Below are 21,675 nucleotides of genomic sequence, written 5' to 3'. Positions count from 1 at the left end.
CATCGGAGAATCCATCGGGCGGCGGTGTTCGTGGATGAATGGATTCCGGGCTCGCGACTTCGTCGCGCCCCGGAATGACGAACTGGAGAGATTGCGAACTATGAACATGCGCATCACCATCCTCTTCGGCGGCTCCAACCGCGAACGTCTGGTTTCGGTCGCCTCAGCCCAGGCGCTGCATCAGGCGCTGCCCGAGGCCGATCTGTGGTGGTGGGACGTCGAGGACAAGGTGCATGTCGTGCAGTCGAAACAACTGCTCGAACATGCCCGTCCGTTCGAGGACGAGTTCAAGCCCGGCACGCGTGGCATTCCGCTGGCGCAGGCGCTCGACCAGGCCAAGGCGGAAGGCCGGGTGCTGGTGCTCGGCCTGCATGGCGGGCGCGCCGAGAACGGCGAATTGCAGGTGATGTGCGAGGCGCGCGGCGTGGCCTTCACCGGATCGGGCTCGGCCTCCTCGCATCTCGCCTTTGACAAGATCGCGGCCAAGCACTTCGCTGCGCTCGGCGGCGTGACGCCGCCGGCAAACGTCGCGCTCGACAACATTGACGAGGCTTTCGCCGAATATGGTCGGCTGATCGCAAAGCCGGCGCGGGACGGATCAAGCTACGGCCTTATCTTCGTCAACGCCAAGCAGGATCTCGTCGCCGTCCGCAACGCGGCGAAGCACGAGGAGTACGTCATCGAGCCCTACGTCGCCGGCGTCGAGGCGACCTGCGGCGTGCTGGAGCGCACCGATGGCTCGATCATCGCGCTGCCGCCGATCGAGATCATTCCGGGCGAGGGCAATTTCGACTACGCCGCAAAATATCTTTTGAAGTCGACCCAGGAGATCTGCCCCGGCCGTTTCGCACCCGAGATCACCGCCGCGCTGAAGGAGCAGGCGATGGCGGCGCATCGGGCGATGTCCTGTGTCGGCTATTCCCGCTCGGACTTCATCGTCTCGGACAGGGGCCTCATTTATCTCGAAACCAACACGCTCCCCGGGCTGACGAACTCTTCGCTCTACCCCAAGGCGCTGAAGGCCGAGGGCATCGCGTTCGTCGACTTCCTGCGTGGCCTGATCGAGCTCGCCGAGCAGCGGGCCCGGAAATAATTAGGACTGGTTAACGGCCGAAAGGCCGAAACGGCCCGATTTCGGGTCCAAAACCGGTAAAATGCCGGATATCGCGGCATAAGTGCCAGATATCGCGGGGCAAAAAGCATCCCGCGTTAACGAATTTTACCTTTTGTTTACCAGGACGTCCGAAGGTTAACGCTGGCGGCGCATATGGCGCTTTGGCTGCCGGCGCGTGAGCTGTTTGCGGTGATGTCACCTCCAGCGAACGCTTTGAAGGGGAGAGGTTTTCTTCTGCTGAAGACCAGCACCCGGCCCGGCAAGTCCGAGACGTCATGTTCGCCAGGACCCGCGCGATGTCGCGGCCAAACTTGTTGACGAGCTCGTGCAATGGATGGTGCAGGAAGCCTCACCCGGTCGTTTCTGAGATCGCTGAGGCCCCAAGCTGACCTGAAGGCGGCCGCTATCGGAGCGGTCGTGCTTCTGCGCGAGTGGGTGCAGGACAAGCGCGCCGAGGCGCGCGCCGCCGCCAAGGACAAGGCCAAGACCAAGGCCAGGGCCGTCGTCGAGCGCGAACCACCGCCGCGCATGGTCGCGCTGGTCGAGCGCTATCTGCCGCGCCGGGTCGGGATCAGCATGACCGTGCTGCTCCTGATCGGAAGCTGCGGCTTCGGCATCGTCAAGGGCGGCCATCTCCAGGATTTCATCACCGCGGTCAACGACGCCCGCAATGCGCTGGCCAATTCCGCCGGCTTCCGCATCACCTCCGTCGTGATCAACGGCCGCAAGCAGCTCACCCAGGACGAGATCCTCGCGATCGGCGGCGTCAGCGGCCGCTCCTCGCTGCTGTTCCTCGACGCCGACGCGGTGCGCGACAAGCTCAAGGCCAATCCCTGGATTGCGGACGCGACCGTGCTGAAGCTCTATCCGGGCCAGCTTATGATCGAGCTCACCGAGCGCAAGGCATTCGCGCTGTGGCAGGAGGCCGGCCGGCTCTCCGTCATCGCCGATGACGGTGCCGTGCTCGAACCCTATGTCTCCCGCCGCTTCCTGTCGTTGCCGCTCGTGGTCGGCAAGGGCGCCGACACCCAGGCCCGCGATTTCCTCGCCCTGCTGGCGCGTTACCCGCAGGTCAATTCGGTGACGAAGGCCGCGATCTTCGTCGGCGAGCGGCGCTGGAACCTGAGGCTCAAGGACGGCCTCGACATCCGCCTGCCCGAGCAGGATGTCGGCAACGCCCTTGCGATGCTGTCCAAGCTCGACAAGGACGATAGGCTGTTCTCCCGCGACATCGTCGCCGTCGACATGCGCCTGCCCGATCGTCTGGTGGTGCAGCTGTCCGACGACGCCGCCAAGGCGCGCGAGGAGCAGTTCAAGGATAAGAAGAAAAAGAAGGCCGGGGATTCCGCATGACCGGTCTCGATCGCACCCAGACGCCGAAGACACGCCCGATGCCGCACAAGCGCGGCGGCATCGTCGCCTGCCTCGATATCGGCACCAGCAAGATCGCCTGCATGATCGCGCGGCTGAAGCCGTCGCCGCCGAGCGATGCGCTGCGCGGCCGCACCCACGCGGTGGAATTGATCGGATACAGCCAGATCCAGTCGCGCGGCATGAAAGCCGGCGCGGTGATCGATCTTACCGAATGTGAGCAGGCGGTGCGCCAGGCCGTCGGGCTCGCGGAGAAGATGGCCAAGGTGCGGGTCGAGTCCGTGCTGCTGTCCGTGTCCGGTGGCCGGCCCGCCGGCCAGCTGGTCGAGGCCGCCGCCGACATCCGCGGCGGCGCCGTGACTCAGGCGGACGTCAGCCGCGTCACCTCCACCGGCATGCGCCATGCCACCGGCGAAGGCCGCACTGTGCTGCACGCCCTGCCGGTCGGCTACACGCTCGATGGCGTCAAAGGCATCCGCGATCCCCGCGGCATGGTTGCGCACCAGTTCGGCGTCGACATGAACGTCGTCACCTGCGACGCCACCGTGGCACGGAACCTGATGCTGGCGGTGGAACGCTGCCACATCAATGTCGAAGCGATGGCCGCGAGCCCCTATGTGGCCGGCCTGTCGGTGCTGACCGACGACGAGGCCGATCTCGGCGCCGCCGTCGTCGAGATGGGTGCCGGCACCACCACGATCGCGGTCTATTCCGGCGGCCGTTTCGTGCATGCGGCCGGTTTTGCGGTCGGCGGGCAACACATCACGATGGATCTCGCGCGCGGACTCTCCGCGACCATTGCCGATGCCGAGCGAATCAAGACTTTATATGGGACCGTCATCACCGGCGGATCGGACTCGCGTGAGCTGATGTCTGTGCCGACAGCCGGTGACGAGCAGGATCTGCCGCAGATCGTCTCCCGCGCCACTATCGCGAACATCGTCAAGCACCGTGCCGAGGAAGTCTTCGAAATGGTTCGGGACAAGCTGAAGGATTCGCCCTTCGCCTCAGAGCCCAACGGCCGCGTCGTGCTCTCGGGTGGCGCCTCGCAGCTGACCGGCCTCGTCGAGCTCGGCACCCAGATTCTCGGCCGGCCCGTGCGGGTCGGACGTCCGCTCGGTTTCGGCCGGCTGCCCAACGAGGCGAAGAACGCCGCGTTCGCGGTGCCGGCCGGACTTCTCGTCTACCCGCAATATGTTCACCTCGAACATGTCGAACCGCGGCATACGCGGCAGCAGGTCAAGACAGGGACCGGCGGATATTTTGGAAGGGTCGGACGATGGCTACGCGAGGGCTTCTGATGACCGCTTTCCGCAATTGTCGATTTTCACCAACTCCCGCGGCCGCCGGCCGGGGCGAACCCACGCGCGCGTGATCGAGAGGCAGCAACCATGACCATCAGCATCAATGTTCCTGATATTCACGAACTGAAGCCCCGCATCACCGTGTTCGGCGTCGGCGGCGCCGGCGGCAACGCCGTCAACAACATGATCACGGCGGGCCTCCAGGGCGTCGACTTCGTGGTCGCCAACACCGACGCGCAGGCGCTGACGATGTCGAAGGCGCAGCGCATCGTGCAGATGGGCACGGCGGTCACCCAAGGCCTCGGCGCCGGCTCGCAGCCGAATGTCGGCGCCGCGGCGGCGGAAGAGGTGATCGACGAGCTGCGCGACCATCTCTCCGGCGCCAACATGGTGTTCGTCACCGCCGGCATGGGCGGCGGCACCGGCACCGGCGCTGCACCCGTCATCGCCAAGACGGCGCGCGACATGGGCATCCTCACCGTCGGCGTCGTCACCAAGCCGTTCCACTTCGAGGGCGGCCGGCGCATGCGCACCGCTGAAGCCGGCATCAACGAGCTTCACAAGGTGGTCGACACCCTCCTGATCATCCCGAACCAGAACCTGTTCCGGGTCGCCAACGAGAAGACCACCTTCGCCGACGCCTTCGCGATGGCCGACCAGGTGCTCTATTCGGGCGTTGCCTGCATCACCGACCTGATGGTCAAGGAAGGCCTGATCAATCTCGACTTCGCCGACGTCCGCGCCGTCATGCGTGAGATGGGCAAGGCGATGATGGGCACCGGCGAAGCCTCCGGCGACAAGCGCGCGCTGACCGCCGCGGAAGCCGCGATCGCCAATCCGCTGATCGACGATAGCTCGATGAAGGGCGCCAAGGGCCTCCTCATTTCCATCACCGGCGGCAAGGACCTCACTTTGTTCGAGGTCGACGAAGCCGCGACCCGCATCCGCGAGGAAGTCGACCAGGACGCCAACATCATCGTCGGCGCGACCTTCGACGAAGCCCTCGACGGCCTGATCCGCGTCTCGGTCGTTGCCACCGGCATCGAGCAGGCCGCGATCGCCCGCAACAGCCAGGCGACCTCCGCTCCCGTCGCGAACCCGGCACCGCAGGCGCAGCAGGCTGCCGCTCCGGCCGCTGCTGCCGAGAGCCGTCTCGCCGACCTGACCGCGCGGCTCCGTGCCGACAATCAGCGTCTGGCCGAACGCGCCCAGAAGCTGGAGGGGCAGGTCCCGGCGGCCGCGCCGGCTCCGGCCGCTGCCGCGCCCCGTCCGAATGTCGAGCGTGCTGCGCTCGCCGCCATCGCCGCCGCCGTCGCGGACGTCCCGCAGGCGCCCGCGCCGATGCAGACCTACGGCGACGTCACCGTGCGCCCGATCGCGCAGAAGCCGACCCTGTTCCCGGAGCCCGAGCAGGCCCCGCTCGCCATGCAGGAGCCGATGACGCCGGAAACCTTCATCCCGCCGCAGGCCGAGCGTGCACCGGTCCGTGCGCCGCGGATGCCACGCATCGAGGAACTGCCGATGCCGGCCCAGGCCGAGCTTCGCCAGGCCCGCGGCGAGGTCGAGGAAGAGACCCCGCAGAAGACCCGCCTGTCGCTGCTCCAGCGTCTCGCCAATGTCGGCCTCGGCCGTCGCGACGAGGAGAGCGAAGCGCCGATCGCCGCCCGCACCGCCGGTCCCGCGATGCCGCCGCTGCCCGATCGCCGGCCGCAGAAGACCGTGGCGCAGCAGATCGCGCCCAGCGAGCCGGTATCGGAGTATGCCCGCCGGCCCGCGCCGCAGGGCCTGGACATGCATGGCCGCCCCGCGCCTGTTGCGCCGGCGCCACAGGGAGACGACCATCTTGATATCCCGGCCTTCCTACGGCGGCAGGCGACCTGAGGATTGTTACAATAAGGCAGGCGAAAAAAGGTCCCGGCAATAAGCTTGCCGGGACCTTTCCTTTGGTCCCGTGCATATCCGGATTGCATAGCCAAGCAACTGATTTTAAATCATTAATTACGCATTCGGTGGTTCAGTAAAACTGCCGATGACGACCCCAAACCTCGGCGCAATTTGGTTAAGCCTTGGCGCGAATACGGCAGGTTTGGGGTAACAATCGGTAAAAAAGCGTGAGTTGGCGCTGTTTGGGGCAGTCACTATGGTTTGCCGTGACTTGGGGATACGGATTCGCGGGACGTCGGCACTGACCGGCCAGGCGGGTCTCGTATAAGTCGCAGTGGTCGTAGTGGGGCGGTTCCTGATGAAATTTAGCCGGCAAACAACGCTTCGTGCGCAAGCCTCCGTGGCAGGCGTAGGCGTTCATTCCGGTCTTCCCGTCACTCTCACGCTTGGGCCTGCGCCTGTCGACGCAGGTTTTATTTTTGTCCGCACCGGGCTCGAGGGAAGTGACCGCGAAGTTCAGGCTACCGCCGAGCAGGTGATTGCGACCGACTTCGCCACCGTCCTCGGCGATCGCGACGGCCCGCTGGTCTCCACCGCCGAGCACGTGCTCGCTGCACTGCGGGGCATGGGTGTCGACAACGCCACGATCGAGATCGACGGGCCCGAAGTGCCGATCATGGACGGCAGCGCCGCCGCCTTCATTGCGGCGATCGACCAGGCCGGCATCGTCACCCAATCGGCCCAACGCCGCTTCATTCAGGTTTTGAAGCCGATCTCGGTCAAGATCGGCGATTCCTTCGGCGAGATCAGGCCCTACGCCAATGGGTTCCGCGCTGAGGTCGAAATCGACTTCACCAACCCCGTCATCGGCCAGCAGAGCTACGCCTTCGACCTCAGCGCCGAGCGTTTCCGCCGCGAAGTCGGCCGCGCCCGGACTTTCGGCCTGATGGGCGATGTCGCGCGGCTCTGGAGCGCGGGTTATGCCCTCGGGGCCTCCTTCGACAACACCGTCGTGTTCGACGACGAGCGGCTGCTCAACACTGAGGGCCTGCGCTACGCCGACGAATGTGCCCGCCACAAGGTGCTGGACGTGATCGGCGACCTCGCGCTGGCCGGCCTGCCGCTGCTTGGCGCTTACCGCTCGGTGCGTGGCGGCCACAAGCTCAACCACGCCGTCCTGACCGCGCTGCTGGCCGACCGTACCGCTTGGCGGGTGGTCGAGGGCGAAGCGGCCCGCCGCACCACGCGTCCCCAGGGCGACGTTGGTCGCGGCATCGTCGGTGGCCGGATCGCTGCGGCCTACGGGCCGGACGTGTCCTGACGGACCTGTTGTCGCAGGTACGGGTTGCAACTGACCCCGGGAAATTCCTGGTAACCATGATCGACTAGCATTGCGGCAGTTTCGCCTTAATCCGGGCGAAATGCCTGCCTATCCGGTTCGTTAAAGATCGTTTTTCGGATAGGCCGGCGTGGTCGCATGGCAGGCACCACGGTCACATTTCGCGCCCATGACGGGGTTCATGGGCTGGCGGGCACCGCATCACAGGGCGTCAAGGCAAAACTCATGTCGGCACAGCGTATGACGCGCGGATATCTCCCAATCTCGTCTCGAGCCCGCGGTCTGCTTCACGCCGTCACCTTCATCCTGCTCGCGCTGCCGCTAGCCGGCTGTGGCACCGGCTCGCTCTGGGACAAGTTCACCGCCAAGGACGACACCTTCGTCGAGGAGCCCGCCGACAAGATCTACAATGAGGGCCTGTACCTCATGAACGAGAAGAAGGACATGAAGGCGGCGAACAAGAAGTTCGAAGAGGTCGACCGCCAGCATCCTTATTCCGACTGGGCCCGCAAATCGCTGCTGATGTCTGCCTATGCGTCCTACCAGGGCGGCGACTATGACGGCTGCATCGGCGCCGCCACTCGCTATGTCACGCTGCATCCCGGCAGCCCGGATGCGGCCTATGCGCAATACCTGATCGCTGCCTCGCATTACGACCAGATACCGGACACCAGCCGCGACCAGGCCCGCACCGAGAAGGCGATCGCCGCGCTGGACGAGGTGGTGCGCAAATATCCGAACTCGGAATATGCCACCTCGGCCAAGGCCAAGATCGAGGGCGCGCGCGATCAGCTCGCCGGCAAGGAAATGAATGTCGGCCGCTACTACGCGCAGAAGCGCGACTACACGGCGGCGATCAACCGCTACAAGACCGTCGTCACGCAGTACCAGACCACCCGCCATGTCGAGGAAGCGCTGTTCCGGCTCACCGAGGCCTATATGGCGATCGGTATCGTCGGCGAAGCGCAGACCGCGGCGGCCGTGCTCGGGCACAATTTTCCTGACAGCCGCTGGTACAAGGACGCCTATAATCTTGTAAAATCGGGCGGTCTCGAACCGAGCGAGAATCAGGGGTCTTGGATCAGCCGGACCTTCAAGAAGATGGGTCTCGGCTAGGAAATTTGGTTCCATGCTGGCGCGTCTGTCGATCCGTGACATCGTCCTGATCGAACGGCTCGATATCGAATTCGCCACCGGCCTTGCGGTTTTGACCGGCGAGACCGGTGCGGGCAAATCCATCCTGCTCGATGCCTTTGCGCTGGCGCTCGGCGGCCGCGGCGATGCCGGCCTCGTGCGCCACGGCGCGGAGCAGGGGCAGGTCACCGCCATGTTCGATGTCCCCAAAAATCACCCCGCGACGAAGATCCTGGCCGAGAACGGCCTGGACGACACCGGTGAGATGATTCTCCGCCGCGTGCAGCTCGCCGACGGCCGCACCCGCGCCTTCATCAACGACCAGTCGATCAGCGTGCAGACGCTGAAGGCGGTCGGCGCCGCCCTGGTCGAGATCCATGGTCAGCACGATGAGCGCGCGCTGGTCGATGCCGCCACCCACCGCCGCCTGCTCGACGCCTTTGCCGGCCTCGAAAAGGACGTCGCCGCCGTGGAAGCGCTCTGGGACGCCCGCCGCACCGCCAATACCGAGCTTGAGGAGCATCGCGCCGGCATGGAGCGCGCCGCGCGCGAGGCCGATTATCTGCGTCATGCCTCCGACGAGCTGAAGCAGCTCGCGCCCAAGGACGGCGAAGAGACCTCGCTGGCTTCGCGCCGCACCACCATGATGCAGGGCGAGAAGATCGCTTCCGATTTGCGCGAGGCGCAGGAGGCGGTTGGCGGCAATCATTCGCCGGTCGCGGCGCTGTCGGCCGCAGTGCGCCGGCTGGAACGGCGCGGCGTCAACTCGCCGGCGCTGGTCGAGCCGGCGGTGAAGGCGATCGACGCCGCGATCAACGCGCTGGAGGAAGCCGACCAGCATCTCCAGGCGGCCCTGGCCGCAACCGATTTCGATCCCGCCGAGCTCGAACGCATCGAGGAGCGGCTTTTTGCTTTGCGTGCGGCGTCTCGCAAATATTCGACGCCGGTGGATGGCCTCGCCGCGCTTGCCGCCAAATATGCCGCCGACGTCGTGCTGATCGATGCCGGCGCCTCGCGGCTGAAGAAGCTGGAGCAGGCCGCGATCGAGGCAGATAGCCGCTATGCGGCCGCCGCCAAGAAATTGTCGCTGGCGCGGCAGAAATCGGCGGAGAAGCTCAACAAGGCCGTCAACGCCGAGCTCGCCCCGCTCAAGCTCGAACGCGCAAAATTCATGACCCAGGTCGAGACAGACGAGGCCGCGCCGGGGCCGCAGGGTTTCGATCGCGTCGAGTTCTGGGTGCAGACCAACCCGGGTACCAAGCCGGGGCCCATGATGAAGGTCGCCTCCGGCGGCGAGCTCTCACGCTTCCTGCTGGCCCTCAAGGTCGTGCTGTCCGACCGCGGCTCGGCGCCGACTCTGGTGTTCGACGAGATCGACACCGGCGTCGGCGGTGCGGTCGCCGATGCCATCGGCGGGCGCCTGGCGCGGCTCGCCGGCAAGGTGCAGGTGATGGCCGTGACCCACGCCCCGCAGGTCGCCGCCCGCGCCGACCAGCACCTCTTGATCTCCAAGGACGCCCTTGACAAGGGCAAGCGTGTCGCCACCCGCGTCAATGCACTGGCCGCCGACCACCGCCGCGAGGAGATCGCGCGGATGCTGGCGGGTGCCGAGATCACGGCGGAAGCGAGAGCGGCCGCAGAACGGCTGCTCAAGGCGGCGACGGCTTGACGCTCTCTTGTCCCGGCCGAAGAGCTGGGACCCAACAGAATGCCGCGCATGGGCCCCGGCTCTGTAGCGCACCGCCGAAGAAGCGCTGCGCTGCGTCCGGGGCACGCAATCGTAACCACCTTTACCCTCCCGCCCGCTCCGTCGTATCCAAGCACCATGGCCAGAGCAGCAAAATCCAAAGCAACACCGCCTCGCGACGTCGCCGATCTCACTCAGGCGCAGGCTAAGGTCGAGCACAAGCGGCTGGCGCTCGAGATCGAGGGGCACAACGAGCGCTACTATCAAGAGGACGCGCCCACCATCACCGACGCCGAATATGATGCGTTGCGGCAGCGCCTCAACGCCATCGAAAAGCGTTTCCCGGAGTTCGTCAGCGCGGAGTCGCCGTCGCAGAAGGTCGGCGCGGCGCCGTCGGGCCGCTTCAGGAAGGTCCGGCACGCCCTCCCGATGCTGTCGCTCGACAACGCCTTTGCCGAAGGGGACGTGCGCGACTTCGTCGGCCGCATCGCGCGCTTCCTGAAGCTCGGCGACGATCAGGTCAATTTCTCCGCCGAACCCAAGATCGACGGCCTGTCGATGTCGCTGCGCTATGAGGGCGGTGAACTCATCACGGCCGCGACGCGCGGCGACGGCGCGGTGGGCGAGGATGTCACCGCCAACATCCGCACGCTCGAAGACGTGCCGCAGAAGCTGAAGGGCCGCAACGTCCCCGATATCTGCGAGGTGCGCGGCGAGGTCTACATGACCAAGAAGGCGTTCCTGGCGCTGAACGAGCGACAGAAAGCCGAAGGCGGCACCATCTTCGCCAATCCGCGCAACTCGGCTGCAGGCTCTTTGCGGCAGAAGGATCCGACCATCACCGCCTCGCGTCCCCTCGGTTTCTTCGCCTATGCCTGGGGCGAGATGAGCGCGATGCCCGAGGGCACGCAGAGCGGCATGATCGGCTGGTTCGAACGTTGCGGCTTCAAGACCAATCCGCTGACCAAGCTGTGTCACTCGATCGAGGAGCTGCTCGCGTTCCATCACTCGATCGAAGAGCAGCGCGCAAGGCTCGACTACGACATCGATGGCGTCGTCTACAAGGTCGACCGGATCGACTGGCAGGAGCGGCTCGGCTTCGTCTCGCGCACGCCGCGCTGGGGGATCGCGCACAAATTCCCGGCCGAGCGCGCCATGACGGTGCTGCGCGACATCGAAATCCAGGTCGGCCGCACCGGCTCGTTCACGCCGGTCGGCAAGCTCGAACCGGTCGGCGTCGGCGGCGTGATCGTGCAGAACGTCACGCTGCACAATGAGGACTACATCAAGGGCATCGGCAACAAGGGCGAGGTGCTGCGCGAGGGCCGCGACATCCGCATCGGCGACACGGTGGTGATTCAGCGCGCCGGCGACGTCATCCCGCAGGTGGTCGACGTCGTCCTCGACAAGCGGCCGAAGACCGCCAAGGAATTTCACTTTCCGAAGAAGTGCCCGTGTCCGCTGCACACCGACGTCACGCGTGAGGAGACGGCGACCGGCGAGGAGGGCTCGCGCGCCCGCTGCACCGGCGAGTTCGCCTGCCCCTATCAGAAGATCGAGCATCTCAAGCTGTTCGTCTCGCGCCGCGCCTTCGACATCGACGGATTGGGGGAGAAGCAGCTCCAGTATTTCTTCGATGAGGGGTGGGTTAGGGAGCCTGCCGACATCTTCACGCTGGAGAAGCGCAACTCAAAACTCAAGCTCGAACAGATCGAGGGCTACGGCGCAACGTCGGTGCGAAATCTCTTCGGCGCCATCGAGAGCCGGCGGAAAATCGCGCTGGAGCGCTTCGTCTATGCGCTCGGCATGCGCCATGTCGGCGAGACCACGGCGCTGGCCCTCGCACGCGGCTACGGCTCGTGGGATGCCTTTCACGATGCCTGCCTCAAGGTTGCCAAGGGCGACGAGGAGGCGATGGCGGACATGGACGCGCTCGACCAAATTGGCGACACCGTCATCAAGAGCATCGCCGACTATTTCGGCGAGAGCCACAATCGCGGCATCGTCGAGCGGTTGACCAAGGAAGTCGAGATCGTCGACGCCGAGAAGCCGAAGAGAAATTCGGCCGTCGCCGGCAAGACCGTGGTGTTCACCGGCTCGCTGGAGAAGATGACGCGGGACGAGGCCAAGGCAACCGCGGAGCGGCTGGGTGCAAAGGTGTCGGGATCGGTGTCGAAGAAGACCGATCTCGTCGTGGCCGGCCCCGGCGCCGGCTCGAAACTCGCCGAAGCCAACAAGCACGGCGTGAAGGTACTGACCGAGGACGAGTGGCTGAAGCTGATTGGGGAGTGAGATTTTTCGTCATTGCGAGCGAAGCGAAGCAATCCAGAGTCCCTCCGCGGTGGCGGTCTGGATTGCTTCGCTTCGCTCGCAATGACGGGGATGCAGCGCACCGCCCCCTCACATCATCCCCGTCTCTTCCTCCTCCGCCTGCTCGATCAGCTCCTCGCTGACCATGACCTCGCGGCGCGGGACAACGAACATCATCGTGCAGGCGCAGAGCAGCGAGATCGCGAGGACCGCGGAGGTCAGCGGCAGCGTGGTGGTGGAGTGGCCGCCGAGATAGGCGCCGAATTGCGACATCAGTGCGCCGATGCCCTGTTGCAGGAAGCCCATTGCGCCCGACGCGGTGCCGGCGGCTTCGGGACGGATGCTGATGGCGCCGGCGGCTGAATTCGCCATCACGAAGGCATTGCCAGCCATCACGATCATCTGCGTGCCGAACAGCCAGCCGGGCGCCTCGTTCCAGCCGGCGAAGCTCCATATCAGGTTGAGCAGGCTGCCGCAGAGCTGGAGGGCAAGCCCGAACCAGATCAGGTTCTCCAGCGAGTGCCGCGGCGCAAAGCGCACGCAGAGCAGATTGCCGACGAGGAACGCAAAGCCCGAGGTCGCGAACCATGCGCCATATTCGGCGCTGCTGCGGCCCATCTGCGTCACCACGATGTAGGGACCGCCACCGGCGAAAGTGAAGATGATCTGCGAGGCCAGCACCTGGCACATCACGTAACCGACGAAGGCGCGGTTGCGGATCAGGATGCCGACGTCGCCGCGAAAGCCGCTGCCGGCGGCGCGGCTGCGGCGTGTCTCCGGCAGCGCCACAGCGATGCCGACGGCGACGATGATCGCGGCGATTGTGATGGCGTAGAAGATCGCGCGCCAGCCGAACGCGGTCTCGATCAGACCGCCGGTGAGCGGGGAGACCATCTGTCCGATCATCAGGGCGGCGACCACGAGGCTGATCATCGAGGCGACGCGATCGCGCTCGTAGATGTCGCGGATGATGGCGCGGCTCACCACCATGCCGGCGGCTCCCCCCAGTGCCTGGAAAAAGCGCGCGGCGATCAGCTGCGGCAGGTTTTGCGCGAAGATGCAGGCGACGCTGGCCGCGATCATCAGCGTCAGCCCTCCAAGCAGCACCGGGCGCCGGCCGAACCGGTCCGATAGCGGCCCCATGATGAGCTGCGACAGCGCGATGCCGACCATGTAGAGCGACACCGTCATCTGCGCGATCGAGATGTCGCTGCCGAAATTGGTCGCCAGCACCGGCAGCGCCGGAACCAGCATGTAAAGCGAGATCGGCGCGATCCCGGTCATGACCACCAAGAGCAGGAGCACCAAGCGCGACGTCGCGAGGTTTGTCGCCGCTCCCGGCGGCTTGCTGATCATGCCGTGCATGCGTATCCGTCTTTCGAATTCGAATCGACTGTAGCGCGCTCGTGCAAGACGGATATCGGCGTTTCGGAATGCGGCTATACGGATTCCGGGATGGTTACGATGATGGCGTGATGACCGCCCCGGCCTCCGCTGTCATTCCCCGCGAAGGCGGGGAATCCAGTATTCCAGAGGCAGATGTCGTATGCGGAGAAGCTACGGCGTACTGGATGCCCGCCTTCGCGGGGGAACGGCTGTAGTGGAGCAGGCAGCGTTGCGCAAATCGCCTAGCGCCATGCGCACCGAACTTACGGCTTCAGCTCCGCCGTTGCCTGATCGAGCCAGGCCTTCGTCGCTTCATCAAGCGCCGGCCGCACCTCGGCCCTGACTCGCGCATGATACGCATTGAGCCAGTCGAGCTCATCGCGGCTCAGCATCGCCACATCGATCAGCCGGCGGTCGATCGGTGCCAGCGTCAGCGTCTCGAACGCATTCATCGGCTTCTCGGCACCGTTGATGTCGAGGGCGACCACCAGCTCGAGGTTCTCGATGCGGATGCCGAAGCCATCGGTCTTGTAGTAGCCGGGCTCGTTGGACAGGATCATGCCGCGCTTGAGCGGCGTGGTGCCGAGCTTCGAGATCCGCGCCGGCCCCTCATGCACCGAGAGATAGCTGCCGACGCCGTGGCCGGTGCCGTGCTCGAAATCGACGCCGGCGGCCCAGAGATATTGCCGCGCCAGCGTGTCGAGCTGCGCGCCGGTGGTGCCGTCGGGGAAGACCGCGCGCGCAATCGCGATATGGCCGCGCAGCACGCGGGTGAAGCGGTCGCGCATCTCCTCCGTCGGCTCGCCCACGGCCATGGTGCGGGTGACGTCGGTGGTGCCGTCTTCATATTGCGCGCCGGAATCGATCAGCAGCAGGTCGCCGGGTGCGATCCGCCGGTTGCTCTTGCGGGTGACGCGGTAGTGCACGATGGCGCCGTTCGGGCCTGTGCCCGAGATGGTCGGAAACGACACGTCCTTCAGCGCGCCGGTGTCGCGGCGGAACGTCTCCAGCGCCTCGACCGCGTCGATCTCGGTGAGCTTGCCGCTTCCCGCCTCGCGATCGATCCATGCGAGGAAGCGCGCCAGCGCCACGGCGTCGCGCACATGTGCGGTCTTCGTGCCCTTGATCTCGGTCGCGTTCTTCACCGCCTTGAGCAGCGCAATCGGGTCGCTGCCGCGCACCGGCTTGCCGCCAGCGCCTGCAATCAGCCGGCTGAGCGCGTCGGCCGCCGTGGCATTGTCGAGCGCGATTGCGGCGCCGCTCTTGGCCAGTGCCATCAGCGTCGGCGCCATCGCATCTGGCTCGCGCACATCGGCGGACTGTTCGAGATGGTCGCGCGTGAGGTTGGAGAGCTTGCGGTGGTCGATGAAGATCGTCGGCCGTCCGTCCTTCGGCACCAGCGCATAGGACAGCGGCAACGGCGTATGCGCGACGTCGGCGCCACGGATGTTGAAGGTCCAGGCCACGGCATGGCTGTCCGACACCACCAGCGCATCGACGCCGAGCTTGGCGATTTCGCCTCTGATCTGTGTCAGCTTGTCGGCTTCAGTGAGGCCGGCATGTTGCATTCCGTGCACGGTCACCGGCGCGAGGGGAGGCTGCGGTCGATCGTGCCAAATCGCGTCGACCGGATTGCTGTCGACCGCAACCAGTTCAGCGCCGGCCTTGGCGCAGGCGGCGGACAAGCGCTCGGCTGCTGAAGAAGTGTGCAGCCACGGATCAAATCCGAGGCGGTCGCCGGGCTTCAAGTGCGCCGACACCCAGCTCTCCGGCGGCGGATCGATCAGCGATTCCACTGCCCAAGCCTTCACATCGACCTGCTTGGCAGCCTGCAGCGTGTAGCGGCCGTCGACGAAGATCGCGGCCTCCTGGGTCAGGACCACCGCCAATCCAGCCGATCCAGTGAAGCCGGTCAGCCAGGCGAGCCGCTCTTCCGACGGCGGCACATACTCATTCTGCTGCTGGTCGGCGCGGGGGATCACGAATCCGGTCAGCTTGCGGCGGGCGAGTTCTTCGCGGAGTGCAGCAAGGCGCGCCGCCAATGCGACGCCAGCCTCGGGCTCCTCGAATGTCTGGAAGTGCGCTTCGAACATGGTGGATCACTTTAGGATCATGGGGATCAGTCCGCAATCTAGACGCATTTGCGTCGCATCTGGCATGGACTGTGCTTGAGATAGTTCCATTCGAATGGAGTGGAGTAAAGGGTGCGGCAGTTGCGCTTCGTCCGGACAACAGGGAAATTCGAGCAAGTGGTTCATCTCAACGGCGAGGGGACACACGATGGCATCGTTCACATTTGAGAAGATTTCGCCGCCGGTGCGTCGCGCCCCGACTGTGGCGACACCGAAGAAGCCGCGCGGCCTCATCAGCCAGATGATCGATCGTTTCGCCGAGCGCCGCGCGAGGCGGACGTTGCGGGATGAGCGCACGATGCGCAAGGACGAGAAGCCGGCGGAGTAGCGCGGCGAACGCTCGACTTCACCTCGCCCCGCTTGCGGGGAGAGGTCGGATCGCATCAGAGATGCGATCCGGGTGAGGGGGACTCTCCGCGAGTCCAACTCTCACCGCCCCCGCGGAGACTCCCCCTCACCCCAACCCTCTCCCCGCAAGCGGGGCGAGGGAGCGCAGCGCCATCGCGGGTGCACTCACCCCATCTTCCGCAGCAACAAACTGCTCCATCCCTCGATCCGCAGATGCCGCAGCGGCACGAGGCCGCGCGCGCGGTAGGCGGCGATCACGGCGGGGGCCTGATGCGTCAACAGGCCGGAGAGGATGAGGCGCCCGCCGGGCGCGAGATGCCGCGCCATCGGGCTCGCCAATTGCCGCAATGGATTGGCAAGGATGTTGGCCAACACCAGGTCGAACGGACCGCATTTGCCAAAATCCGGTGCGGCGAAGCCGGTGGCACGGATCACCCGCACATGGTCACCAACGTCATTCAGCGCGGCGTTCTCGGTCGCCACCCGCACCGAGGGCGGATCGATGTCGGAGGCAAGCACTGCGCGATGCAGCGCCTTGGCTGCGGCGATCGCCAGCACGCCGGTCCCGGTGCCGAGGTCGAGCACGCGCCGCGGCCGCGCGCTTTTCAGGACATGGTCAAGCAGCAGTAAACAGCCGCGGGTGGTGCCGTGGTGGCCGGTGCCGAAGGCAAGCGCCGCCTCGATCTCGATCTTGAGCTTGTTCGCCGCCACCCGGTCGCGGTCATGGCTGCCGTGCACCACGAAACGGCCGGCCGGGACCGGCACGAGGTCTTCCAGGCTCGCTTTGACCCAGTCCTTGGCCTCGACGATATCGAAGGCGAGCGTCTCCGCGATCTCATTTCCTGCTGAAGTTGCAACGAGTTCGCGCAGCCATGCCTGGTCCGGCGCGGCGGCAAAATGCAGCGTGACGTCCCATTGGCCGTCCGGCCGCTCGAAGGCGGCGACCGCCGCATCCCCCTCGAAAAACACCTCGGTGAGCACGTCGACGACACGCCTGGCGGCGGCCTCGCTGCCGATCGAGAAGCTGGCGCGATGGGTAGGGGAGGGCTGCATCCTAGGGTTCCGTCGGGTTCAATTTTTGGAACTTTTGTTCCCAATTTTCAGCATAAGTCGCGGCTCGCAGATCCTGGTCGGACGAGTCCGGTGCAACTGCGATCGAATACGGTCTGATCGCAGCCGGTATCGCGCTCGCGATCATCACCGTGGTGAACAGCCTAGGCAGCACGATGAACGAGAAGTTCGGTTCGATTAGCACCTCTTTGAAGTAATTTCCGCCTCCCATCTCCCACCGCGGGCTACTTTTCTTCATAAGCTTTGACCCATCGCCCGCGACGGGGCGAGGTCATTTTGGGTATGTGTGGTTCTCAAGCGGTCTCCACAGGTTGTCCGCAGCTTGTACGACGGCTATCCACGGACTCTTCCCGCGATTGCCCCCTTGGTTCTCCACTGCCTTTCCCCAGGCTTGTCCCGCTCGCCCGTCCGTGGGCATCCTCTTCCTGACCACATATCTCTCGATAGCCTGTCCACAGCTCATCCACAGATCTACCCACGGCTTCCGAACAGCGATCGGTGATCCCTCAGAATCGCCTGTGCGGCGTTGTGGCCCGGAGCACCGGTGACGCCGCCGCCGGGATGGGCGCCGGAGCCGCAATGGTAGAGACCCTTCAGCGGGCCGCGATAGTCGGCATGGCCCAGCATCGGCCGCGCGGAGAACAGCTGGTTCAGCGTCAGCGCGCCGTGGAAGATATCTCCACCCAAAAGGCCGAACTGCCGTTCGAGATCGAGCGGTGAGAGGATCTGGCGGCCGAGCACGCTCGCCGCAAAGCCCGGGGCATATTTGTCCACCGTCGCGATCATGAGATCGGCGACCTCCTCGCGATGGTCGTCCCACGACTTTCCATTGGGAAGCTCCGGCGCGACGTGCTGGCAGAACAAGCTCGCGACGTGTTTGCCTTCGGGCGCCAGCGTGTCGTCGAGCGTCGAGGGGATCAGCATTTCGACGACGGGCTCTCGGCTCCAGCCCTGCGCGCGCGCATCGAGATACGCGCGGTCCATGTAGCCGAGGCTCGGTGCCAGGATGATGCCCGAGGTGAGATGATCGCCGTCACCGGGCAGCGCCGTGAAGGAGGGCAGGCGGTCCAGCGCCACGTTCATGCGGAAGGTGCCGGAACCGTTCTTCCAGTGCCGGATGCGCGCGAGGAACTCGTGGGGCAGGGCGTCGGCCGCGATCAGCCGCGTATAGAGCAGCTTCGGATTGACGTTGGCTGCGACATATTTGGCGCGGATGGCCGTGCCGTTCTCCAGCACGACGCCGACCGCGCGGTTGCGCTCGACGATGATCTCGCGCACGCCTGCATCCGTCTCGATCACGACGCCGCGGCCCTGCGCGGTGCGCGCCATCGCCTGCGTGATCGCACCCATGCCGCCGATGGCGTGGCCCCAGACACCCTTCTTGCCATTCACCTCGCCGAAGGCGTGATGCAGCATCACATAGGCCGAACCTGCCGCGTAGGGGCTGGCATAATTGCCGACGATAGCATCGAAGCCGAACAGCGCTTTTACGAGATCGTGCTCGAAACGCTCGTCCAGCATCTCGCCGGCGGAGCGGGTGAAGAGGTCGAGCAGGCTGCGGCTCTGCTCCAGCGTGAGACCGCGCAGGATGTTGGCCGTCTTTAACGCATTCATGGCCTCACGGATCGCGCGCGTGCCAAAGCCGTCAACCAGGTTCGGCGGCGCGCGCAGCACGAATTGCCTGAGCACGTCGGCGATCTCTTCCAGCTCGCGCGTGAAACCGTCGAGCGCATCGGCGTCATGCGCGCTCAGCCGCGCGACGGAATCTTTCGTCCGCCCCTCGCCGGTGAGGAGATAGCTGCCGTCCGGCGCGGGCAGAAAATTCTGCGCGCGCCGTTCGACGATGCGCAGGCCTTGTTCCGCAAGATTCAAGTCGCGGATCACCTGCGGATTGAGCAGGCTCACGGTGTAGGCTGCGACCGAATTCCGGAATCCGGGGTGAAACTCCTCTGTGACCGCCGCACCGCCGACCACCTTGCGGCGCTCGACCACGCGCACGCGCAGGCCCGCCATCGCGAGATAGGCAGCGCAGGTGAGGCCGTTATGGCCAGCGCCGATGATGACGACGTCGGTTTCGCTCATGAGGGTTCAAATGTTCCACGGTCGTTTTGGGAAGGCCCGAAGGACCGGCCCCAGAAATGACATCTGTATATTAAGCATTCCTCGCTGCAACATCACGCGCCTCTTTATTGCCCGTTCAGGCGCCTTGTGCTCCATTGCGCCCGTCCGTCGTCCGCCGGGGGCAATGTCCGACGCGTTTTCTCGCGCGAACCGGTGCCCACTTCGCTGGAAAACGCTTTTGCCGGAGCTCCCATGGATTCGATCGTGCAACCCGCCGCCACGGAGCAATTGTCTGCCTCGCGCAACCGGCTGCTGCTGACGGTCTACACCGCCGCGATCTTCGTCAGCGCGCTCTTGCTGTTCTCGGTGCAGCCGCTGTTTACCAAGATGGTGCTGCCGCGGCTCGGCGGCTCGCCGGCGGTGTGGTCGGTGGCGATGGTCTTCTTCCAGTCGCTGCTGCTGGCGGGTTACGCCTATGCGCATCTGTTGATGCAGGTCAAAAACCGCATCGTTCCGGTCGCAGTGCATCTGGTGCTGCTGATTGCGGCCTTCGCGACGCTGCCGCTCGGAATCGCCTCCGCCTACGGCGAGCCGCCCGCTTCGGGCTATGCGGTCTGGCTGCTCGGCCTGTTCGTGGTCTCGATCGGATTGCCGTTCTTCGCGCTCGCCGCCAACAATCCGCTGTTGCAAGCCTGGTTCGTCCGCACCGGCCATCCCGCCGGGCACGATCCGTATTTCCTTTATGCCTCCTCCAACATCGGCAGCTTCCTCGCGCTGCTGTCCTATCCGTTCCTGCTGGAGCCGATGTTCACGCTGCACGCGCAGAACCGGTTCTGGACCGCCGGCTATGGCCTCTTGATCCTGCTGATCGCGGCCTGCGGCACGCTGCTGTTGCGCTCGCCGCAGCTGACGGTGGCGGATGCGCGAACGGAGGAGGTGAATGCGCCGGCGCCTGGTCTGGTGACGCGGCTGCGCTGGATCTTCCTGGCCGCGGTGCCGTCGGGCCTGCTCATCGCGGTGACCGCGCACATCTCCACCGACGTCGCGGCGGCGCCGCTTTTGTGGGTGCTGCCGCTGTCGCTGTATCTGCTCACCTGGGTCGTCGTGTTCCAGTCGCGTCCGCTGCTGCCGCACAAATGGATGCTGATGCTCCAGCCGGTTGCGATCGCAGGCGTGGTTGTCCTGCTGGCTTTCGGCGGGGAGCAGAATCTGCTGCTCACACTCGGCGGTCATCAATTGTGCTTCTTCGTCATCGCCATGGCCTGCCACGGCGAGCTGGCGCGGACGCGGCCGGCGGCCAAATATCTCACCGGCTTCTATGTCGCGCTGTCGTTCGGCGGCATGGTTGGCGGCCTGTTCGCAGGGCTCGTCGCGCCGTTCACCTTCTCGTGGATCGCCGAATATCCGATCCTGATTGCGCTCGCCGCGCTGTGCCGACCGCCTGCTAACGAGCGCCTCGCCGGCCTCGTTCGATGGTATTGGCTGGCGCTCGCCGCGCTCGCGGCGGCGCTCGTTGTGCCGTCCTATGCGACAGGCGGGCTCTCGATCTGGTTCGAGGACCACCGCGTCTGGGTGGCCGGCGCCGTCGGCGTGCTCGCCGCGCTGCTGGCGTTGACGTTCAATGCCGACCGCTGGAAGATTTTTGCGACCGTTGTACTCGCGCTGGCGTTGATCCGGGTTTATCCCGCGGACGAGGGGCGCGTCACCACGGTGCGCAGCTTCTTCGGCGTGCACAAGATCGTGGAGACGCCCGGCGGCTATTTCCACGTACTGATGCACGGCACCACGATCCACGGCGCGGAGCGCTTCCGCAACAATGACGGCACGCCGGTCACCGGCCGGCCCGAGCCGATCACTTACTATCACAAGGACGGCGGCATCGGTCAGGCCGTCAGCGCGATCCGCGAGCGCAAGGGCGCGCCGCTGAAGGTCGCCGCGATCGGTGTCGGCTCGGGCACGCTTGCCTGTGCTGCCGAGCGAGGGGAGAGTTGGAAATTCTTCGAGATCGACCAGTCCATGGTCGACGCGGCGCGTGACCCCAAAAATTTCCGCTACATCTCGAGCTGCCTGCCGGATCTGAAGCCGGTGATCGGTGATGCGCGGCTCACCTTTGCCAAGGAGCCCGACGGCGCCTACGACCTCATCATCGTCGATGCCTATTCGTCCGATGCGATCCCGATTCATCTTGCGACCAAGGAGGCGATGAAGATCTACAAGGACAAGCTCGCCCCGCACGGCGCTGTGGTGATGCACGTCTCCAATCGGCATCTCGATCTGGAGACCGTCGTGGTCGGCATTGCGGATGCCAACGATCTCACGAGCTGGGTCTTCAACGAGGATTCCGGGCGCGATTCCGATTACATCTTCTCGACCGACGTCGTCATCTCCGCGCGGGAGGAGGCCGACATCGGCAAGCTCGCCTCCTCGAAGTCATGGGAGCAGACCGAAGCTGACGACAGGGTGCGGGTCTGGAGCGACGACTATTCCAATATTCTGGGCGCGCTGTATCGGCGCTTAAGGGACGGGGAATAGGG

General features: G+C 65.4%; 14 protein-coding genes and 1 pseudogene. 11 read left to right on the top strand and 4 right to left on the bottom strand.

The window, feature by feature from the left end:
* Positions 1-106 precede the first annotated feature (106 nt).
* The 8 genes from XH85_RS38085 (at position 107) to ligA (ending at position 12,125) form a co-directional block, all read left to right on the top strand.
* Positions 107-1,093, top strand: coding sequence for a D-alanine--D-alanine ligase family protein (locus XH85_RS38085; RefSeq protein ID WP_164939348.1), 987 nt, complete (start codon positions 107-109; stop codon positions 1,091-1,093).
* 351 nt (positions 1,094-1,444) lie between these two features.
* The gene (locus XH85_RS38080; protein ID WP_128936027.1) at positions 1,445-2,467 is read left to right on the top strand and encodes a cell division protein FtsQ/DivIB; all 1,023 of its coding nucleotides are present in this window, start codon (positions 1,445-1,447) and stop codon (positions 2,465-2,467) included.
* Positions 2,464-3,786: a cell division protein FtsA gene (ftsA, locus tag XH85_RS38075; protein WP_128936026.1), complete on the top strand. Its 1,323-nt coding sequence runs from the start codon at positions 2,464-2,466 to the stop codon at positions 3,784-3,786. Before XH85_RS38080 ends, ftsA begins: the two co-directional genes overlap by 4 nt.
* A gap of 90 nt (positions 3,787-3,876) precedes the next feature.
* Complete coding sequence (gene ftsZ, locus XH85_RS38070) at positions 3,877-5,670, top strand: cell division protein FtsZ (protein WP_128936025.1); 1,794 nt, start codon at positions 3,877-3,879, stop codon at positions 5,668-5,670.
* Positions 5,671-6,031: 361 nt separating this feature from the next.
* Positions 6,032-6,994 (top strand): UDP-3-O-acyl-N-acetylglucosamine deacetylase, encoded by a 963-nt coding sequence (gene lpxC, locus XH85_RS38065; RefSeq protein WP_128936024.1) that lies wholly within the window; start codon positions 6,032-6,034, stop codon positions 6,992-6,994.
* A 243-nt stretch (positions 6,995-7,237) separates the two neighbouring features.
* Positions 7,238-8,128: an outer membrane protein assembly factor BamD gene (locus tag XH85_RS38060; RefSeq protein WP_128937573.1), complete on the top strand. Its 891-nt coding sequence runs from the start codon at positions 7,238-7,240 to the stop codon at positions 8,126-8,128.
* Between the two features lie 13 nt (positions 8,129-8,141).
* Entirely contained in the window at positions 8,142-9,815 is a 1,674-nt protein-coding gene (gene recN, locus XH85_RS38055) for a DNA repair protein RecN (RefSeq protein WP_128936023.1), read from the top strand.
* Positions 9,816-9,971: 156 nt separating this feature from the next.
* A complete protein-coding gene (gene ligA / locus XH85_RS38050; RefSeq protein WP_128936022.1) occupies positions 9,972-12,125 on the top strand; it encodes an NAD-dependent DNA ligase LigA in 2,154 nt (717 codons plus the stop codon).
* A 108-nt stretch (positions 12,126-12,233) separates the two neighbouring features.
* Here the strand turns inward: ligA and XH85_RS38045 are convergent, their stop codons facing one another.
* A complete protein-coding gene (locus tag XH85_RS38045; RefSeq protein ID WP_128936021.1) occupies positions 12,234-13,508 on the bottom strand; it encodes a multidrug effflux MFS transporter in 1,275 nt (424 codons plus the stop codon).
* 284 nt (positions 13,509-13,792) lie between these two features.
* A complete protein-coding gene (locus XH85_RS38040) occupies positions 13,793-15,622 on the bottom strand; it encodes an aminopeptidase P family protein (RefSeq protein WP_128936020.1) in 1,830 nt (609 codons plus the stop codon).
* 187 nt (positions 15,623-15,809) lie between these two features.
* Here XH85_RS38040 and XH85_RS38035 point away from each other — a divergent pair, with 187 nt between their 5' ends.
* The gene (locus tag XH85_RS38035) at positions 15,810-15,989 is read left to right on the top strand and encodes a hypothetical protein (protein ID WP_128936019.1); all 180 of its coding nucleotides are present in this window, start codon (positions 15,810-15,812) and stop codon (positions 15,987-15,989) included.
* A gap of 185 nt (positions 15,990-16,174) precedes the next feature.
* On the opposite strand, the gene XH85_RS38030 is transcribed toward XH85_RS38035, so the two are convergent.
* The gene (locus XH85_RS38030; protein ID WP_128936018.1) at positions 16,175-17,062 is read right to left on the bottom strand and encodes a 50S ribosomal protein L11 methyltransferase; all 888 of its coding nucleotides are present in this window, start codon (positions 17,060-17,062) and stop codon (positions 16,175-16,177) included.
* 80 nt (positions 17,063-17,142) lie between these two features.
* Here XH85_RS38030 and XH85_RS38025 point away from each other — a divergent pair.
* Positions 17,143-17,277, top strand: a pseudogene (locus XH85_RS38025) (Flp family type IVb pilin); the annotation flags it as partial.
* Between the two features lie 274 nt (positions 17,278-17,551).
* Here XH85_RS38025 and XH85_RS38020 read toward each other — a convergent pair.
* Positions 17,552-19,162 (bottom strand): phytoene desaturase family protein, encoded by a 1,611-nt coding sequence (locus XH85_RS38020; RefSeq protein ID WP_128936017.1) that lies wholly within the window; start codon positions 19,160-19,162, stop codon positions 17,552-17,554.
* Positions 19,163-19,393: 231 nt separating this feature from the next.
* Between XH85_RS38020 and XH85_RS38015 the strand changes: the two genes are divergently transcribed.
* A complete protein-coding gene (locus XH85_RS38015; RefSeq protein WP_128936016.1) occupies positions 19,394-21,673 on the top strand; it encodes a fused MFS/spermidine synthase in 2,280 nt (759 codons plus the stop codon).
* Positions 21,674-21,675: the final 2 nt, after the last annotated feature.

This window comes from Bradyrhizobium zhanjiangense (genome assembly GCF_004114935.1).
GTDB classification, from domain to species: Bacteria; Pseudomonadota; Alphaproteobacteria; order Rhizobiales; family Xanthobacteraceae; genus Bradyrhizobium; species Bradyrhizobium zhanjiangense.
This window is presented reverse-complemented; position numbering and strand designations above follow the sequence as displayed.

What these genes read in the sequence shown, in the direction of transcription:
- XH85_RS38015 (WP_128936016.1), top strand. Translation starts at nt 19,394, where the DNA reads ATGGATTCGATCGTGCAACCCGCCGCCACGGAGCAATTGTCTGCCTCG.
- XH85_RS38030 (WP_128936018.1), bottom strand. Translation starts at nt 17,062, where the DNA reads ATGCAGCCCTCCCCTACCCATCGCGCCAGCTTCTCGATCGGCAGCGAG.
- XH85_RS38040 (WP_128936020.1), bottom strand. Translation starts at nt 15,622, where the DNA reads ATGTTCGAAGCGCACTTCCAGACATTCGAGGAGCCCGAGGCTGGCGTC.
- XH85_RS38085 (WP_164939348.1), top strand. Translation starts at nt 107, where the DNA reads ATGCGCATCACCATCCTCTTCGGCGGCTCCAACCGCGAACGTCTGGTT.
- XH85_RS38035 (WP_128936019.1), top strand. Translation starts at nt 15,810, where the DNA reads ATGGCATCGTTCACATTTGAGAAGATTTCGCCGCCGGTGCGTCGCGCC.
- XH85_RS38045 (WP_128936021.1), bottom strand. Translation starts at nt 13,508, where the DNA reads ATGCACGGCATGATCAGCAAGCCGCCGGGAGCGGCGACAAACCTCGCG.
- XH85_RS38080 (WP_128936027.1), top strand. Translation starts at nt 1,445, where the DNA reads ATGGATGGTGCAGGAAGCCTCACCCGGTCGTTTCTGAGATCGCTGAGG.
- ftsZ (WP_128936025.1), top strand. Translation starts at nt 3,877, where the DNA reads ATGACCATCAGCATCAATGTTCCTGATATTCACGAACTGAAGCCCCGC.
- lpxC (WP_128936024.1), top strand. Translation starts at nt 6,032, where the DNA reads ATGAAATTTAGCCGGCAAACAACGCTTCGTGCGCAAGCCTCCGTGGCA.
- recN (WP_128936023.1), top strand. Translation starts at nt 8,142, where the DNA reads ATGCTGGCGCGTCTGTCGATCCGTGACATCGTCCTGATCGAACGGCTC.
- ligA (WP_128936022.1), top strand. Translation starts at nt 9,972, where the DNA reads ATGGCCAGAGCAGCAAAATCCAAAGCAACACCGCCTCGCGACGTCGCC.
- XH85_RS38060 (WP_128937573.1), top strand. Translation starts at nt 7,238, where the DNA reads ATGTCGGCACAGCGTATGACGCGCGGATATCTCCCAATCTCGTCTCGA.
- XH85_RS38020 (WP_128936017.1), bottom strand. Translation starts at nt 19,162, where the DNA reads ATGAGCGAAACCGACGTCGTCATCATCGGCGCTGGCCATAACGGCCTC.
- ftsA (WP_128936026.1), top strand. Translation starts at nt 2,464, where the DNA reads ATGACCGGTCTCGATCGCACCCAGACGCCGAAGACACGCCCGATGCCG.